This is a genomic window from Exiguobacterium qingdaonense (assembly GCF_018617855.1).
In the GTDB taxonomy this organism is placed as follows: Bacteria; Bacillota; Bacilli; order Exiguobacteriales; family Exiguobacteriaceae; genus Exiguobacterium; species Exiguobacterium qingdaonense.
In genome coordinates this window covers 165,145-182,131 of record NZ_JACSKY010000003.1, presented here as the reverse complement: position 1 = coordinate 182,131, position 16,987 = coordinate 165,145, and the positions used below count along the sequence as shown (strand labels likewise).

General features: G+C 47.3%; 16 protein-coding genes. 5 read left to right on the top strand and 11 right to left on the bottom strand.

The genetic code is table 11. The features are described 5' to 3' along the window. Positions 1-5: 5 nt before the first annotated feature. Genes KNP00_RS05835 through KNP00_RS05825 form a run of 3 tightly spaced genes read right to left on the bottom strand, consistent with a single transcriptional unit; the run spans position 6 to position 4,287 of the window. Positions 6-1,349 (bottom strand): phenylacetate--CoA ligase family protein, encoded by a 1,344-nt coding sequence (locus KNP00_RS05835; protein ID WP_215143154.1) that lies wholly within the window; start codon positions 1,347-1,349, stop codon positions 6-8. Beyond that, positions 1,349-2,377, bottom strand: a complete 1,029-nt coding sequence (locus KNP00_RS05830) for an NAD-dependent epimerase (protein WP_215143153.1) — start codon at positions 2,375-2,377, stop codon at positions 1,349-1,351. The genes KNP00_RS05835 and KNP00_RS05830 overlap by 1 nt, the downstream gene beginning before the upstream one ends. Then, the gene (locus KNP00_RS05825; RefSeq protein WP_215143152.1) at positions 2,374-4,287 is read right to left on the bottom strand and encodes a polysaccharide biosynthesis protein; all 1,914 of its coding nucleotides are present in this window, start codon (positions 4,285-4,287) and stop codon (positions 2,374-2,376) included. Before KNP00_RS05825 ends, KNP00_RS05830 begins: the two co-directional genes overlap by 4 nt. A gap of 397 nt (positions 4,288-4,684) precedes the next feature. Between KNP00_RS05825 and KNP00_RS05820 the strand changes: the two genes are divergently transcribed. Beyond that, entirely contained in the window at positions 4,685-5,437 is a 753-nt protein-coding gene (locus KNP00_RS05820; RefSeq protein ID WP_215143151.1) for a homing endonuclease associated repeat-containing protein, read from the top strand. A 170-nt stretch (positions 5,438-5,607) separates the two neighbouring features. Here the strand turns inward: KNP00_RS05820 and KNP00_RS05815 are convergent, their stop codons facing one another. The 4 genes from KNP00_RS05815 to speE all read right to left on the bottom strand — a co-directional run bounded on the left by KNP00_RS05815 (position 5,608) and on the right by speE (position 8,859). Beyond that, a complete protein-coding gene (locus KNP00_RS05815; RefSeq protein ID WP_215143149.1) occupies positions 5,608-6,564 on the bottom strand; it encodes a sodium-dependent bicarbonate transport family permease in 957 nt (318 codons plus the stop codon). A 217-nt stretch (positions 6,565-6,781) separates the two neighbouring features. Next, positions 6,782-7,141, bottom strand: a complete 360-nt coding sequence (locus tag KNP00_RS05810) for a Na-translocating system protein MpsC family protein (protein ID WP_215143147.1) — start codon at positions 7,139-7,141, stop codon at positions 6,782-6,784. Beyond that, positions 7,142-8,023 carry an agmatinase gene (gene speB, locus KNP00_RS05805; protein ID WP_215143146.1) on the bottom strand — a complete coding sequence of 294 codons (882 nt, stop codon included), beginning with the start codon at positions 8,021-8,023 and terminating at the stop codon, positions 7,142-7,144. Then, the gene (speE, locus tag KNP00_RS05800) at positions 8,020-8,859 is read right to left on the bottom strand and encodes a polyamine aminopropyltransferase (RefSeq protein ID WP_215143144.1); all 840 of its coding nucleotides are present in this window, start codon (positions 8,857-8,859) and stop codon (positions 8,020-8,022) included. Before speE ends, speB begins: the two co-directional genes overlap by 4 nt. 201 nt (positions 8,860-9,060) lie before the next feature. On the opposite strand from speE, the gene KNP00_RS05795 reads away from it, so the two are divergent. From KNP00_RS05795 to cls, 4 genes are all read left to right on the top strand, one after another. Continuing rightward, the gene (locus tag KNP00_RS05795; protein ID WP_215143142.1) at positions 9,061-10,011 is read left to right on the top strand and encodes an EAL domain-containing protein; all 951 of its coding nucleotides are present in this window, start codon (positions 9,061-9,063) and stop codon (positions 10,009-10,011) included. A gap of 146 nt (positions 10,012-10,157) precedes the next feature. Beyond that, entirely contained in the window at positions 10,158-11,342 is a 1,185-nt protein-coding gene (locus KNP00_RS05790; RefSeq protein WP_215143140.1) for a chloride channel protein, read from the top strand. 65 nt (positions 11,343-11,407) lie between these two features. Beyond that, complete coding sequence (locus KNP00_RS05785) at positions 11,408-11,755, top strand: hypothetical protein (protein ID WP_215143138.1); 348 nt, start codon at positions 11,408-11,410, stop codon at positions 11,753-11,755. 55 nt (positions 11,756-11,810) lie between these two features. Continuing rightward, positions 11,811-13,331, top strand: coding sequence for a cardiolipin synthase (cls, locus tag KNP00_RS05780; protein WP_215143136.1), 1,521 nt, complete (start codon positions 11,811-11,813; stop codon positions 13,329-13,331). Here cls and KNP00_RS05775 read toward each other — a convergent pair. The 4 genes from KNP00_RS05775 to KNP00_RS05760 all read right to left on the bottom strand — a co-directional run bounded on the left by KNP00_RS05775 (position 13,307) and on the right by KNP00_RS05760 (position 16,945). Further along, entirely contained in the window at positions 13,307-13,840 is a 534-nt protein-coding gene (locus tag KNP00_RS05775) for a TVP38/TMEM64 family protein (protein ID WP_240542736.1), read from the bottom strand. The two genes, cls and KNP00_RS05775, sit on opposite strands and share 25 nt — an antisense overlap. A 63-nt stretch (positions 13,841-13,903) precedes the next feature. Continuing rightward, positions 13,904-15,181, bottom strand: a complete 1,278-nt coding sequence (locus KNP00_RS05770; RefSeq protein WP_215143135.1) for a dicarboxylate/amino acid:cation symporter — start codon at positions 15,179-15,181, stop codon at positions 13,904-13,906. 155 nt (positions 15,182-15,336) lie between these two features. Next, on the bottom strand, positions 15,337-15,840 hold the full coding sequence (locus KNP00_RS05765; RefSeq protein WP_215143133.1) for a YwhD family protein: 504 nt from the start codon (positions 15,838-15,840) through the stop codon (positions 15,337-15,339). Positions 15,841-15,895: 55 nt separating this feature from the next. Then, positions 15,896-16,945: a DUF871 domain-containing protein gene (locus KNP00_RS05760; RefSeq protein ID WP_215143131.1), complete on the bottom strand. Its 1,050-nt coding sequence runs from the start codon at positions 16,943-16,945 to the stop codon at positions 15,896-15,898. Positions 16,946-16,987 lie beyond the last annotated feature (42 nt).

The following is a 16,987-nucleotide window of genomic DNA, read 5'->3' as shown; positions in this document are numbered from 1 at the left end:
TCTCGCTAAGTGTAGAGCCGTTTTACAACACGCACCTTTCCGTTCCCTTCTTTTTGAATGCTCTTCACCTCTCTCAAGAACACGTTCATCCGTGTCGTAAACAGACGCTCGACTTCCTGTCGGAGGGCAACTTCATGTCCAGGCTCAAAGCGCGCCTCATCCTTCACATATAACATCTCGATTTCATCAATTTTGTGCTGTAACACCTGAATTTGAATAATCGAGTTCGGTAGCACCCCGACAGCCGCTGTCAAATCACCTTCAAACACCTTGTATCCTTCCGGCGTCTCAACATAGTTCATTTGACGACCGTCAATTGATTCGATAATCGTGTCCCGGCGCCCACATGAACAAGTTGCTTCACTGATCGTCATGCGATCTCCGATACGATATCGAACAAGGGGGGTTCCATGCGTCGTAAAACTCGTAACGAATGCTTCTCCAGAATCATCTGTCTCGATGATTCCCATCTCAGGTCGCAAATGCATCTTTCCATGTTCACATTCGGTAACGATGGGAGCCCCTTCCGAAGAGGCGTACTGATCATAAACCGGTGCTTGGAACATCTCTTCTAACAATGACCGTCCTGATGGTGTGAGCGTCTCCGAGGTTGGAAACAAGGCAATCGGTCGAAACGCCAACGTCTTTTGGTGTGTCTTCAAGTATTTGGCGATTTCAATCATATCTGACGGTGAACCATCAAGTGCAACCGGTCGAAACTCATTCAGCGAATCGATATAGTGTGGAATCGTCATCGGATTTGAATGGACAGCCGAGTATAGCATTTGCTTCATCGGGGCATTGTAACGCCAATACACCGCATTCTTTTGAGTTCGCGGACAAATCATCCGACCGGTAAAACTTGCGCGTTTCATCCCCCGATAAAAACCGTGTTGTTCTTTGAAATAATCGAGGTGCGCCATTCGAATCTGATAATCGTATTCGGTGAAACGAACTTGAATGGATTTCCCTGTCGTTCCTCCGGTCACTCCGATGATAGGTGCGTGAAGATCAGAGAAAATCGTTTCATCCGTGCGAAGCGTTTCTTTTTCCAAAGGCGGGACCCGCTTAAAGTCTTCTAAACTTTCAAGCGGCAACGTGATTCCGTGCTCTTTGAATAGTCGTTTATAATAAGCGTTGTGCTGGGCACAAAACTGTAAGAACTCGTTCAAATGCTTCAGGCTCGCATCAGGCGCTGCCTCGTTCGGGTCACGTCTCAGTCGTTCTAGTTCCTGTTCGTAGTATTGACCGTATCGCTCTCGATACAATTTGATTCCATATAAAGAAATCAACCAATTTTGGAGGCGAATCGGTGAATGTGCATAGAGTTGATCTTGTAAAATCCCCATTATTCAATCCCCTCCTTTAACACTTGATGATAGGCGATATACCAATCAATGAATGCGTTCACTCCCTCCTGAATCGATGTCCGTGGTTGAAAGTCAATCGATTCATACAAGGAAGATGAGTCCGCAAAACTCGCTGGCACATCTCCTGCTTGAAGTGGCAACAACTTGAGAATGGCCTTTTTACCGACCCGTTCTTCGATTGTTCGAATAAAGTCCATCAAGGGTACAGGCTGTTGATTCCCGATGTTATAAACGCGGAACGGGACGTCGCTCCGATCAGGCAGAGGTTGTTCATAATCAAACTCTTCTTCCGGTAACGGTTCGATATCCATAAGTCGGACGATTGATTCGATGATGTCATCGATGTATGTGAAATCTCGCTGCATGTCGCCGTAATTGTATACATCGATCGGCTCGCCATTCATGATCGCCTCGGTGAATTTATAAAGTGCCATATCCGGTCGCCCCCAAGGACCGTAGACGCTGAAGAACCGTAATCCGGTTGTTTTGAGACCGAACAAATGACTGTACGTATGGGCCATCAGCTCATTCGCCTTCTTCGAGGCAGCATATAGTGACAGCGGATGGTCGACTGGATGTTGTTCGGAGAACGGCATCGCTTTGTTCGATCCGTACACCGAGCTCGAGGAGGCGTAAATCAACTGCTCTACCGGATAAGCTCGACAAGCCTCCAAAATGTTTAAGAAACCAACAATGTTAGATTGAATGTAGGCGTCCGGATTCTCTAGGCTATACCGTACTCCTGCCTGTGCCGCCAAATTGACCACGACGTGAGGTTGTGTTTTTTCAAAGACGCGAGTGATGGCCATCTTATTTTCAAGGGCATCACGATATAGCTTGAAGTGGGGATGGGTCAACACATGGAGTCTCGATTCTTTCAATCTCGGGTCATAGTAGTCATTGACGATATCGATCCCGATGACGTGATGCCCTTCTTTCAACAATCGTCGAGCTAAATGAAAACCGATGAATCCGGCTACGCCTGTGACGAGCACTGTTTTCTTCATAACGACTTCCTCCTTTGCGCTGACTCATTGACCCGAACCCGAACTGGCTCAATTTGTGGAGCAAAAATACTTTCCATCACTTCTTCTGGTAATTCGTTGTTGGCGACGAATAATAAGAATGAAGTGAGTCCATTTGATTGGTCCAATAAGTTCTCAATCGTTTTCAAAATCGGATCGACCGATTTGAAAGGTCTTGTACAACCGACAAATATTTTTTCATACACTTGTTCGTTCGTGTGCTCGCTCGAGGCAAGCAGTTCCTCGAACAATTTTTCACCCGGGCGAATCCCGCTGAAATGAATTGGAATTTGTTCAAGTGTAAAGCCGCTCAACGTGATCATCCGTTTGGCCAAATCCACAATTTTTACGGGATTTCCCATATCGAGTACGAACACTTCTCCTCCACTCGCGCGCACACTCGCTTGAATGACGAGCCGGCTCGCTTCGGGAATCGTCATAAAATATCGGGTCATGTCCGGATGCGTTACCGTGATCGGTCCACCGCGTTGAATCTGTTCTTTAAAGAGCGGAACGACCGAGCCACGACTCCCGAGGACGTTCCCGAAACGCACGACCGAGTATGTCGTTTCACTATGTCTCGCCTGTTGTTGAACAATCATTTCTGCCACACGTTTCGTCGCACCCATCACGTTCGTCGGATTGACCGCCTTGTCCGTAGAGATCATGACAAACCGTCCTACCTCAAAAAAGTCAGCTGCTTCGACCATGTTTTTCGTCCCATAAATATTGTTTTTTACCGCTTCCCTCGGATTTTCTTCCATAAGGGGTACATGTTTGTGAGCTGCCGCGTGATACACAACGTCTGGGCGATACTGATCGAATACTTCCATTAACCGTGACCGGTCTTGAACATCCCCTATGACTGGACAGATTTCTGTATCGGATCCGAGTGAACGAAGTTCTCGATCGATGGCATAAATACTATTTTCACCATGTCCAAACAGAATCAATTTGCCCGGATTAAACTTAATCAATTGACGGCACAGTTCAGAACCGATTGATCCGCCTGCACCCGATATGAAAACAGTCAATCCGTTCAATGATTGAGAGATTTCAGAAACGTCGAGCTGAACAGGCTCGCGACCGAGTAAATCTTCAATGGCCACTTCCCGGATCTCGTTCAATGACACTTTTCCTGATGCCAGTTCTGAAAGCATCGGCAATGCATGTGACTCAACTCCTGTCTTCTCGATTCGTTTCAATAGTTGGACACGATCTCTATACGGAAGAGAAGGGATGGCCAACACGACAACCTCAATCTTAAGTTCTTCAATCTTTCGTTCTAACAAATCGATTGAACCGATTACCGGTTTTCCATGAATGTACAATCGATGAAGCAACGGGTTATCATCTAGTACGCCCACAACGTGGAGCACATTCGTTCGATGTTCTTTTAACTCCTTAATGATTTTTTGACCCGATTCGCCTCCCCCAATGACCAACGTCGCCTTCCCGTTTGCAACAGGCGCGTGAAATTGAAAGAATGAACGTGTTCTTGCGACGAGTCGGATAAATAACATCCCGTTAAATGCGAGTAAGCTTTGAATAAAGATTGCTTGATAAGAAAAAGCATCCAATAACAAAAACGAAGCGAATAAGACGACCGTATCGCTCACAATCAAGACGATGGCGAGCAACTGCAACTCACGCATCGATCCGTATCGCCAATCGATTCTATACACCCGTGTCACCCAGCCTAAAACGAGAAGAACGAGTGCCTTTAGTCCGAGGATCGTGATCAAATCTTGCGGTACAGATGTTACCGTCGGATCATTTGCAAAAAATAAATCGAATGTCACAAAAATCGCAAGTGTAGCAATCATAAGGTCGAGCAACATGAGTAACGCGTTTTTTCGATCAATAAGAGAGCGAACAGTTGGAGTACTCATTCCTTCACCACCTTCCATCCCAGTCAGCATCGCGTTGATGCTAGATAAGTACCCGTTCAGTATTCACAATCCAAAAGAAAAGAATAGCTTTTTGATACGAATGACATTTCGTCATGAAACGGTTTAACAAATGTGTAATGTATTTTTCCTTTCGTTTGTGAATATTTTTATTTTATATGGGTATTATGGGAAGTATAAGGTAGGACATTTGGATTAATTTCACTTTGGAATTTTATTGATGTGCCAATGTCTCACAGCAGTCCACACATTCAAATGTCTGATTTGTCATCTCACGTCACTGAACATCAGGTTTTAGCTTTCCTTTAGGACCATCATTGTTTAACCACACCACGACCTTTGAAGCTATAGTTTGCTTCTGAAAAGGAGAGACATCACGATGAAACGATGGACAGAGCAACAGATCCTCTCATGCCTAAAACAAGCAGCAAATGAACTCGAAGAATTCGACACAAAACAGTACACATTGTGGGCCCGAAACAAAGACGTCCCCTCCCTATCGACCGTGATTTACAAATTTGGTTCTTGGCGGGAAGCCGTTCAAGCGGCAGAGATTAAAATGCTTTATCGCTATTATTCTGACGAAGATATTTTGACCGCGCTGATCGAGGCTTCAGAAGAACTCGACCTTTTTACGAGCCAAACATATCGCGCCTGGGCAAAAGTATCTCAAGCCCCGTCCTTGACGCTCATCAGCAGTCGATTCGGCTCATGGTCGAACGCGTTGCGCGAAGCAAAGCTTCAGACCACGACGGTCCGAAACAATGAAGAACGAATCATTCAAGCGTTGATTGAAGCTTCAGAGACATTGGAACGTCTAACATCCCAACACTATGCGGTATGGGCGCAAGAAAAAGGATATCCGACAGTGGCCACGATCGCTCGAAAATACGGTTCGTGGAGTTACGCTCTTTTTGTTTTGGATATCGCCCCACCGAAACGAAAATGGGATGAGGAAGACGTCATTGACGCTTTGCAGCTCGCAAAATCCGAATTGCCCCACTTCAGTATCCTTCATTATCGAAAATGGGCCGAAGGTCGACATGTCCCAAGCACGTCGACAATCAACGCCCTATTCGGAAGCTGGACAGCAGCCCTAAAATGTATGGAGGACCAAAAAGTGAAGCAATGACATGCATGAACGCATAAAACCAGCGCAGGCTCTAGCCTGCGCTGGTTTTTAATGATATGTTTGCTGATTGGAATTAAGGAGGGACTGTATTGATTCGCTAAACAGAACGAACCCGGACGATGTTTTCGACCGGGTTCGTTCTGTGCCGACTCGATCGAGTCGATGCTTTTTCACGTGACAATCGCAATATACATTGGAATCCCAATCAATAAGTTGAACGGGAATGTGACAGCTAAAGAAAGCGTCAAATAGAAAGACGGCTTCGCTTCCGGTACCGAAGCTTGTAGCATTGCCGGAGCTGCGATGTACGAACCGCTCGCCGCAAGTGTCATCAATATGACCGTTCCGCCGTCAGATAGTCCGGCAATCCCCGCCGCCACATAACCGACGAGTGCACCGACTAGCGGAAAGAGCGTTCCCATCAAAATAAATTTTAGTCCATACGTTGGAATCGTTCTTAGTTGTTGCCCAACTTTTACCCCTAAACCTAATAAAAAGAGAAGCAAGACGCCTGGGAACAGGTCTACAAAAAATGGTTTTAGTGGCGTCGCATCAGGTGTCACGAGACCGACGACAAGACCCGCAATCATTAAAAGAATACTTTTAGAGAACAAACTATCCCGAATGACAGAAAATGAGTTTGCTTTTCCTGAAGTGGCCGTGATCCCCATCACCTGTGTCTGATTGTACAGCAGTAACGCCACAATCAACCCCGGGATTTCTAAGACGACGACCAACGTCGTCATGAACGGTTCGTACGCAATCCCGAGTCGCTCGAGCTGTGTCGACGCGGCCACATACGTAACGAGTGAAACCGAGCCAAACGTCGCGGCCATCGCAATCCGTTCATGGAAAGAAAAGTTGAATAGTCCACCTACGAAAAATGCGAGAATCGGTAATAACAGACCGATGACAAGAGTCACCGTCAACGGCAGTGCGATCTCTTCGAACGATACAGCGGCAAGACCCATTCCACCTTTCAAACCAATCGCAATCAATAGATAAATATTTAATGTAATGTTCAATGAATCAGGAATTTTTAAATTTGACTTACCGACGGCGGCAACGACACCCGTCACAAATAACAGCACCGGAGCACTCGTCAACAAGAATAAAAACAATTCCATGCGTCTTCCTCCTTTTCGACAAAAAAGCGCACACCTAAAAAGGTATGCGCTGTATGCTGGCGGCTCGAATAGATCGCTCCACCAAGCCGACAACTGTCGGTTGATTGAATGAATCAGCAGCTACGTAGCGGGATTTCGAAGGAACGCTTCGTGTAGACTCGTTCAACCGCTCCCTATACGTCTCTGACCCTCATTGTACAAACTACATTTCTTCTTGTCAATCCAATTTATCCCAGGGCGCATTCAAACGAAAGACGATCAAACGCTCCCCTGTCTTCGTACTGATATCGGTATGGAGGGATACGATTGAACGGTCGAGTACTTGCTCCACAATCGATTCGAGTTGACTTCTTCCCGACTCGACCAAGTTGTTTCGGTATTTCTTCAATTGCTCGCAACCCGTCATCGTAGTAGATAACTCGTACTCTGCTGGTGTCAAAACTCCTTGCAGCGTAACGATGGCGAGGTCCCGAAGCAGGTCCGATTTGCATGTCAATGACCCACGTCCAAGATACTCTTTCTCCCATTGCGTAATGCGCGCGCTAAGCTCCATTTCCAGCTGACCTTTTTTTCGCATTTACTTCACGAATCCAATCATCATCTCACGAAGAATTTTCGCTGCCGCGATCGCCGTCATATCCGACTGATCGTATGCTGGTGACACTTCGACAAGGTCTGCACCGATGATGTCGAGGTTTGCGTTCGCAATGGCATGTACCGCTTCGAGTAATTCTTTCGTTGAGATGCCACCGATTTCTTGTGTTCCCGTTCCCGGTGCTGCCGATGGGTCAAGGACATCGATATCGATGGTGACATATACTTTTTTCCCGGCGAGTGTCGGTAAGACGCGCTTAAGTGGTTCGATTACTTCAAACTGATGCATGTTGTAGCCGACTTCACGAGCCCACTCAAACTCTTCCTTCATCCCTGAACGAATTCCAAACGAATAGCAGTTTGACGGTCCGATCAAGTTTGCCGCTTTTTTGAGCGGAGTCGAGTGTGAGAGCGGTTCGCCTTCATACTCATCTCGAAGGTCCGTATGTGCATCCAAGTGGAGGATGACAAAGTCGTTGCCGTACACGTCGTGCATCGCTTTGATGATCGGCCATGTGACAAGGTGTTCGCCACCCATTCCGAGTGGGAACTTACCTGCTTTGACGACATCTTTGACAAAATTTTCGATAAGGTCGAGCGATTTCGGCGCATTGCCGAATGGAAGTGGGATATCTCCCGCATCGTATACCGCAGCGTCTGCCAAATCTCCGTCTAAATAAGGACTGTATTCTTCAAGTCCGATTGACACTTCACGAATCCGGTTCGGACCGAAACGCGAGCCCGGACGGAAGCTGACCGTCCAGTCCATCGGCATCCCGTAAAGAACCGTCTTCGCCTCTGTCACCTCTGGGAGGCTGGCGATAAACACTTTACCTGAGTATGCTTCATCAAAACGTTTGATCATTTTGTTAAGTCCTCCACGAATTTCGGAAGAACGAACGCTGCATTGTGAAGCTTCGGTGTGTAGTACTTCGTTTCGATGTCATGGAAACGCTCAGCCGATACTTGTTCCGGGTCGTACTTCTTCGAACCGATTGTGAACGTCCACATACCGCTCGGGTACGTCGGGACGTTTGCTGTGTACAATTTCGTGATCGGGAAGATTTCCTTCACGTCGCGTTGAACCGTTTGGATCAGTTCTGGTGTGAACCATGGGTTATCCGTTTGAGCTACAAAGATGCCATCCTCTTTGAGCGCTTTTGAAATCCCTGCATAAAACCCTTTTGTGAAGAGGTTGGCTGCTGGTCCGACCGGTTCAGTCGAGTCGACCATGATGACGTCGTACTCGTTTTCTGACTGGGCGATATGCATGAATCCGTCACCGACGATGACTTCCACACGCGGGTTATCGAGTTCACCCGCAATATTTGGTAAGTATTTCTTCGAATATTCAATCACTTTCCCGTCGATATCAACGAGAACCGCTTTTTCAACGGATGGGTGCTTCATGATTTCACGAATGACTCCGCCGTCTCCTCCACCGACTACGAGCACATGCTTCGGATTCGGGTGTGTAAAGAGTGGGACGTGTGCGACCATCTCGTGATAGACGAATTCGTCCTTATCCGTTGTCATGACCATTCCGTCAAGTAACAACATCGTACCGAACTCGTCCGTTTCGACCATCTCTAGTCGTTGAAACTCCGTTTGTTCGCTCTCATAAACGTGGTTTACACGGAACGTAATCCCGTAATCTTCTGTTTGGTGCTCCGTAAACCATAACTTTAATTTTTGGTCCATCGATAGAACCCCTTTCTGATTAAAAAGTTGTTCGTATGCGAGTGGCGTTTTGAGGCGCTTCTTAATCATACGATAGGAAGTATACAAAACCTGTACCCATTTTGCACGATTTTTTTGCTGAATGACAATCGAATGTGAGTTTTTTGTGAGATACGACCGATATACTAAATGAACCAATTTCGAATAGAAAGGTGGAATTCTATGTGGTCACCCTGTATTTCCTGTAATACGATCATCCCGTTTATTCCTCAAGGAAAGCTCATTACAAAAACGAATGAATATGCCTATGCATCTTTTGAAGAATTGAATGCACTCATCACCCATGTCGAGGGAACCGTCTATTGCGTCAATCACGATTCGAACAGCCAGACCCCTCCCGTTGACGTCGAGTCTCTTAAAGACCAGCTCACGCACCGCCATATCATTGAACAGATTCAACATGGGACGTTCGAGAGCCACCTTCAACCGATTATCTCCCTCGCTTCGATGGAGACGTTTGGATACGAAGCACTCCTCCGAAGTGAGGCATCCATCTCGCCTGGTGAGCTGTTCCGAGCGGCCAATCGCTTCGGACTACACTCGAAACTTGACCAACGTGCCCGTGCCGAGGCAATCAAGGCGACGTTTGAAGCCGTGGCTCCTCATCAAAAGACATTCATCAACTTCTTACCATCTACTATTTACAACCCAGACTATTGTCTACAACATACGTTCGATATCATTGACCGATATGACCTCACCCCTGACCGCTTTATCTTTGAGGTCGTAGAGACGGAGAAAGTACATGACGTCGATCATCTTCAACATGTCTTTTCGACGTATAAAAAGCGAGGCATGCAAGTCGCTCTAGACGATGTCGGTGCGGGTTTTTCAACAATCGACATGTTGAAACGACTCGAACCGGACTATGTTAAAATTGACCGTTCGTATATCTCGTTTTGTGATGAAGACGCTGAAAAACGTGCTTTCCTCAAAGAAGTTCGCGCGTTAACTCATTCGATGGGGATCATGCTCCTTGCCGAGGGAGTAGAGCGTCTCGAAGAAGTGACCGTATGTCGGGAAATCGGATTTGATTTGGCCCAGGGCTATTTGTTCGGGAAACCGGCCCCGGCAAGTACTTTGACGAATCAGTCAATCCCCCTTCGCTCTTGACTTTATATCAAAGGAGTGTGGACGTCATCGTCCGCACTCCTTTTTTAGCCAAAACCTCAATTCATGATTTTAGGTTTCAGCCGGAGATGTTCAGGAGATAGCAATATTATAGAAGATTGATGCGAACGAAAGAGGTGGATGAGGATATGAAGTCATGGATTATAAGTGCATATGCGGTCGTGCTCGGAATCATCATCGGCTTAGTAAGCTGGGCCTTTTTATTGGTCACTCATAAAGGGATTCATTTCGTGTGGCATACGATTCCTGAACAGTTCGACATGCCTTTTTATATGTTTCTCACCCCCGTCCTAGCCGGGATTTGCATCGGACTGTTGCAACAGCGTTATGGACGGATGCCACGTCTCATGCCTGAAGTGATCGAGGAACGTAAGGCTACCGATCGGATTGAATATCGTCTAATCGGATTCACGACGTTGACGGCTCTGCTCGTCCTCATCGGAGGAGCGAGCCTCGGACCGGAAGCGGCACTCGTCGGGATTGTCGGCGGACTCACGACATGGTTCTCCGAGCGAATCCGCTACGTTCGACAAGAGTTAGGTGAACTACAAGAAGTGGGACATGCCGTCGTTCTCGGAATCGTCTTCAATGCGCCGCTCTTCGGTGCGGTTGCGGCCGGTGAGATTGAGCACAAAAAGCAACCGATGCTAAACCTTCTCGCGACACTCGCCGGCATCGGAACGTTTTTTTTACTGAATCAACTCGACGAGCGTCCCCCATTCATCATTAAGTTCCCGGCAATCGAAAGTCCCCAATTAGATATATTTATGCTCATCATCGTCCTTGGCGGTATCCTACTCGGCTGGCTTTATCTGATAAGCGAACATACGATGATGCGACTCTTTTCGAACATCCCGATATTACTACTCACCACATTTGGGGGAATCGGGATCGGGGGAATGGCTCTACTGTATCCGGACCTACTTTTCTCCGGGGAAGAAACCATCCTCGAGTACGTCGACGATTGGAACTTGATTCCGCTATATACTCTCCTTCTGTTTAGCGTGTTAAAACTACTTTTCACCGCTTTCTGTTTGGCGACCGGATGGCGAGGCGGACACATCTATCCGCTCCTTTTTTCATCGTTCACGCTCGGCTACTTTTTCAGCCTCCTGTTCGAGATCGACATGACGCTTTCCGTCGTACTGACGACGAGCGCCTTACTTGCGACGGCGATGCGACAACCGTTGGCTATCATCGTCCTACTCGTCTTGTTCTTCCCACCAAATAGTTGGCTCTATGTATTCGCGGTCGTGGCCATCGTTTCTAAAATTCCGCTCCCGTCGTTTATTCACTCCCCAACGAAACCTTGATTTTAGACATGAAAAAAAGGGTAAGAGATGAATAGTTATGCAATCTCCCGAAAGGAGGAACGGTTGTGAGCGAATATGAGATCGCCATTGAAAATCTAATTGACGCGGTTAGTTCGGATTGGATTAGCATCATCTTAGCTATTTTAGTCGTGATCATAGGGATTGTCGTCTTCATCTTTGTCGTCATGACAATCGTCGACATGTTTTTGTCTAAAGATATCGTCTGGGGAATCGTTGAAGTCATCGCTCTATTCGTGGGACTCGCAGTACTCTTGTCCGTCTTCTACTATTGGAATCGAAATCGGACAAAAGCACAGTTCGGTCTCTTTCTCGTTTTGTTCTCTCTCGCAGTGAATGTATACTTCTTTGCCCGCTATGCGGACGAAATCAATGCTGTCTTGAACAGCATTTAAAGAAACGAGGAGACCAATCTCCTCGTTTTCAATGTATAAAAAGAGGGTGGTTCGTGTGAAACGTCGTGTCATTCAACTATTTATCATGGTCTTAAGCGTCATTTTATTAGTCGGTCTCTTCGTCTGGCTAGATCTTCTTATTCCTTTGTTAATCGGGATTGCCATCGTGTCACCGTTTGTCATCGGGTGGCAAATTTTATTCGACCACGTACAACCTCAAGGGAAACTTGCCTGGTTACTTACCGTCTTCTTCATCCCGTTCATCGGCGTGTTGGCATGGATCATGTTCGGACGGACACCACGCCGCCATCGACGGTTCAAGCGGACGTCATCTGAAATCCGGATGCTCAGGCAAGCGATTGAAAGTGAAAAAATTGTGACCTCGCCGGACATCGGGTCCACATACCCGTTGACACGCTCACTAGAAAAACTTGGCGCATCTGGTGCGGATGGACATACCTCAACGACACTCCTAATCAACGGTGAAGAAAAATTTGAGGCGTTAATCGAGGCGATTAACGGAGCGACAGACCATATTCATATTCAGTACTATCTGTTCCGAACAGACGACATCTCTCTAAAAGTCCGAGATGCACTAATTAAAAAGTCAAACGAACACGTAACCGTCCGCTTTTTGTACGACGGATTGGGCAGTCAAGAAATCGGAGAAGATTTCATCGAGCCGCTACGAGAATCGCGTGTTCACGTCCAAGCGTTCGATCCAGTCTTGCATCCTTACCTCGTCTTCAACGCCAACTTCCGCAATCATCAAAAACTGATTGTCGTGGATGGGCGAATCGCCTTGACCGGTGGATTGAATGTAGGCGACGAATATCTAGGCAAAGACGAGAAACTCGGTTTTTGGCGAGACACACACTTACGTCTTGAAGGTCCAATCGTCCGAGAACTTCAGCAACTCTTTGTCGAGAATTGGCTATATGCGGGACAAGGAACAATCGATGAGACATGGGACTTGTTCGCGGATGAGGAACACCTGTCTCGCTATTTTGTGAATGAACCGAAAGGAAAAAACGGTGCCACCCAACTTCTCGTCACATCACCGGGAAATGACGTAACGATTCGGGATGGATTCATGCGCTTATTGATGGATGCAAAAGAATCCATTTGGCTGACAACGCCTTACTTCATTCCTCCACCTGAACTGTTAGCCATTCTCGAAGTCGCAGGAAAAAACGGCATCGATGTTCGGATTGTCGTACCCGGCAAAGGAGACGAATGGTTCAGCTTTCATGCCACCGAATACTATTTCGAGCAACTACTCAAGCGAAACATCAAGGTTTATAAATATAATCGACATTTCATTCATGCGAAGACGCTCTTAATCGATGGCAAGGTTGCCTTCGTCGGGTCGGCCAATTTTGACTTTCGGAGCATGTATCTCAATCATGAGATGATGATTGCCCAGTTCGATACGACATCCATCCAAGAACTTCATGAGACGTTCTTAAACGATTTCGAAGAATCGATTTTAATCGACTGGACGATGTTACGGAAAAAATCTTCTAGAAAACGATTCATCGAAGCGTTTTGTCATATCTTCTCACCACTTCTTTGACGCATTCGCCAAATGAAGTATGACATGATGACGAGGACGACGAGGAATAATTGCCACCCCACCGTCAATCGAATCGCCGCCGTCACCGCAATCCCTTCTATTATTAAGGCAGGTACCTTCCCAATCGTACTCGCGACCGCGAACGAAAGAAGTGTCATGCGACTGAACGCTGCCGATAACGTGACAAGGCCAGACGGGACAAACGGCATGAGACGCATCCCGAGGACGAGAAACCACGCCTCGGCCCCTCCCGCTTCTCTGAGTCGCTGAAACCGTCCGCTGTCTGGAGATGTATATCGATGCAATGCCTTCCGGTAAAGGATAAAGCTGATGATGGCTCCTACCGCCTCACCGACAATCGATACGAGTATGCCCGGCACGAGACCGAGGACACTCACATTGATTGCCGTCAAAAAGGCACTCGGTAGGACCCCCGCAACCGCAATCACACTATTTAGTAAAACACTTATGATGATCAATAAAGGGATCGGGAGCAGTTCCCATTCCATAGCAATCACTCTTTCTATTCACAACATAAGGACCATGACATGTCGTCATGGTCCTTCATTAGATTATACCGATGATGAAGATGTTGCACCTGCTTCATCCCACGAGTCTTCATCGACTGGTGGTAGATGCTTCTCTTCCAATTTTGCGACGACGACCGAGCATGCCGCATCACCCGTGATGTTGACTGATGTGCGAAGCATGTCGAGTATACGGTCGACCCCGATAATGAGGGCGATTCCCTCTACCGGCAAGTTGACCGACTGAAGGACGAGCGCAAGCATGATCAACCCAACCCCCGGTACACCCGCAGTCCCGATTGAAGCGAGCACCGCCGTGATCACGACTGTCAACAACTGTGTGATTGACAAGTCAGAAGCGAACACCTGTGCAATAAAGATTGTCGCGACCCCCTGCATGATAGCCGTTCCATCCATATTGACCGTTGCCCCGAGTGGCTGAACGAACGATGAAATCGAACGCGGCACACCGAGTTTCTTCTGTGCCACTTCCATCGAGACTGGAAGCGTTGCGTTTGATGAAGACGTCGAGAACGCAAACGTCATCGCCTCATAGAAATTCTTGAAGAAGAAAAGTGGGCTCATCTTCCCGACGAAGTAAACTGCTGCCCCGTATACGATGGTCGCGTGCAAGAAGAGCGTCAAGACGACGGCAATCATATACCATGCCATCGCGACGACTGCGTCGAGACCGATGCCCCCGATTGCAGAGGCAATCAAGGCAAACGCACCATATGGCGCCAGTTTCATGACGAGGTGAATGAGATGCATCATGATGCGATCACCTTGCTTGACGAATTGACGCCATGTCTTCGCCTTATCCCCAAGAGCAATCATGGCAAATCCGATCAATGCCGCAAAGACGATGATTTGAAGCATATTTCCTTCAGCGAGTGCGGTAATCGGATTCGTCGGAATCATATTCACGAATGTCTGCACGATATTCGATGATTCTTCCGTCGCCGACGACTCAAATTCAAGACCTGTCGTTTGGAAGTCCCCGCGCTCCCCTGGCTGTATGACAGATGCGACACCCATCGCTAACATGATGGCGAGAGCTGTCGTCGTCAAGAAGAACAAAATCGATTTCGTCCCGACCCGACCTAATTCCTTCGGGTCCCCGAGACCCATGACGCCTAAAATAATCGAGAAGAAGACAATCGGTACGACTAACATTTTAATCAGATTCAAAAAGATCGTTCCGACCGGAGATAAAATATATGGATTCACAATCTCATAAATCGAATCCGGCAACCCCGCCAATCCGAGACCAACTACAACACCTAGCGCGAGACCGATTAAGATTTTTTTCGTTTCGCTCATCGTATCACCCTTTCGTTTTTCACAATGTAGACAGTATATCATAATACTGAATTTTCATACAATTACAAATGAATATCTCTTCAGTTACATAATTTCCTTTTTACTCCAAAAAGTTGAAACAAAAAAGATTGGAGACGAAAATTCGTCCAATCTTTTTACTCAGCACCTAAGCGCTCGAGCTCTGCATGAAGTTCAGTCGACTGTCCCCAAATTTCAGGACGATGTTCTTGTAAGAACGTCGCTAACACGTCACGGGACGGAGCGTCCATCATCTCGATTAAAATCCGACCCTTCAACGATTTGTCCATCTGGTTGACATGATACGGCAATAATTTATAGCCTCGCCGCGCTTCAATGTCCACTACCATATCACATGCCGCGACCCCGCCATAATAAAAGCCTTCTGGTTTTCGACCGACCGTCACCCACACGATCCAGTACGGTTTTCCATTCGGTACCGCTTCACGCTCTGTCAAAAACTTGATTCGCTTTTCGATGGCAGATTTGGCGTGCATTGCGCCCATATCGATTGTCGCGGTGCCCGCCTCGACATCGATGATGACCGGGGACATGTTATTCAAGCTAAGCGAACCGACACCAAAACCACCATGTCCGTCCGTCGCATCGTCTGAAATAATATTAAAATTAATGTCTTTCATGTTCCACCCTCCCTCTCTACTGTACACAATGATATAGGATGGTGGCAATCCCGAGTCATATCCAGTCGATTTGAAAGCGACCTCCACTGTCAACATGATGAATCAACTGACGGTCTTGCTCAATGACTCGTCCGATGACATTGACCCGTTCGTCCGCAGGCAAATCTCGCTTCGTCACTTGTAGTTCTCCCGCGTAACGACCGTAGTGCTCGTTATCAATCGTGATACTGCCAAGTGGTCTCGCTTCCGTATGTTGCGGCGGAATCCGTCCTTCCCCCGGTCGGCCGTAAGCACGTGACTCGACCGATCGAAGGACATCGCGAGCAGGATCCATCCGATTCGTATGACGCGTCGAATGAAGGGCGTCACGAGAAAGGGGAATCGCCCGAAGGATCATCACTCCTTCGTCGAAAGCATTGAACTGCTGGATCGTCGCGTCTGACACGCGCGGGTCGCCGATTAAGACACGATCGACCTTTCTATGCAAATCGACATAGCATGAAAAAGGAGATTTGTGACGATGTGCCTCGAGTGTCGGCAACGTTTCATGAAGCGGTCCACGCAACTGCTCGTCTCCAGGAATAAACGCCTGCGTTTTAATCCCTCGCGATGCTAACCAGGCATTTTTTTCATCAAACCACGTTCGGTCGAGCCCTGTCTCCGGACGAGGATAAAAATTATGCCATGCTTCAACGCGTTCAAGTCGTAAGCCGTGCCGCATCATCTCCTCAAATTCTTTTTCTGTGAGCGTACTCGCATTGAGCGCGACCATCATATGTTGTGACAAATCCGCTATTTGTTTTGAAGTAATGCCATAATCGACACGTAATCCCGTGACACCCCAGTCCGTAAGTGCATGGGCATCATCCCAATCTTTCCCGAGCGCCTGTAAAGACGACGGGGCGATATCTGCCACGAGTTCCATTTCAAGTCGCATTGCCAAATGACCTAACTGACGCAATCGCTCCATGTATAGCGTCGAGTCGTCTTCAGGAATGTGAAGTGACGTGAACATACTTGTAAATCCACTTTCGCGTATGCGTTCAATCCAACCGATGGACTCGGTCGTCAATTCATCACTTAAGTAAACAGAAATCCCTTTCACGTATAACCCTCCTCAAGAAAGGTGCTTCGATCAGAATCAATC

What these genes read in the sequence shown, in the direction of transcription:
- KNP00_RS05835 (WP_215143154.1), bottom strand. Translation starts at nt 1,349, where the DNA reads ATGGGGATTTTACAAGATCAACTCTATGCACATTCACCGATTCGCCTC.
- KNP00_RS05830 (WP_215143153.1), bottom strand. Translation starts at nt 2,377, where the DNA reads ATGAAGAAAACAGTGCTCGTCACAGGCGTAGCCGGATTCATCGGTTTT.
- KNP00_RS05825 (WP_215143152.1), bottom strand. Translation starts at nt 4,287, where the DNA reads ATGAGTACTCCAACTGTTCGCTCTCTTATTGATCGAAAAAACGCGTTA.
- KNP00_RS05820 (WP_215143151.1), top strand. Translation starts at nt 4,685, where the DNA reads ATGAAACGATGGACAGAGCAACAGATCCTCTCATGCCTAAAACAAGCA.
- KNP00_RS05815 (WP_215143149.1), bottom strand. Translation starts at nt 6,564, where the DNA reads ATGGAATTGTTTTTATTCTTGTTGACGAGTGCTCCGGTGCTGTTATTT.
- KNP00_RS05810 (WP_215143147.1), bottom strand. Translation starts at nt 7,141, where the DNA reads ATGCGAAAAAAAGGTCAGCTGGAAATGGAGCTTAGCGCGCGCATTACG.
- speB (WP_215143146.1), bottom strand. Translation starts at nt 8,023, where the DNA reads ATGATCAAACGTTTTGATGAAGCATACTCAGGTAAAGTGTTTATCGCC.
- speE (WP_215143144.1), bottom strand. Translation starts at nt 8,859, where the DNA reads ATGGACCAAAAATTAAAGTTATGGTTTACGGAGCACCAAACAGAAGAT.
- KNP00_RS05795 (WP_215143142.1), top strand. Translation starts at nt 9,061, where the DNA reads ATGTGGTCACCCTGTATTTCCTGTAATACGATCATCCCGTTTATTCCT.
- KNP00_RS05790 (WP_215143140.1), top strand. Translation starts at nt 10,158, where the DNA reads ATGAAGTCATGGATTATAAGTGCATATGCGGTCGTGCTCGGAATCATC.
- KNP00_RS05775 (WP_240542736.1), bottom strand. Translation starts at nt 13,840, where the DNA reads ATGGAATGGGAACTGCTCCCGATCCCTTTATTGATCATCATAAGTGTT.
- KNP00_RS05770 (WP_215143135.1), bottom strand. Translation starts at nt 15,181, where the DNA reads ATGAGCGAAACGAAAAAAATCTTAATCGGTCTCGCGCTAGGTGTTGTA.
- KNP00_RS05765 (WP_215143133.1), bottom strand. Translation starts at nt 15,840, where the DNA reads ATGAAAGACATTAATTTTAATATTATTTCAGACGATGCGACGGACGGA.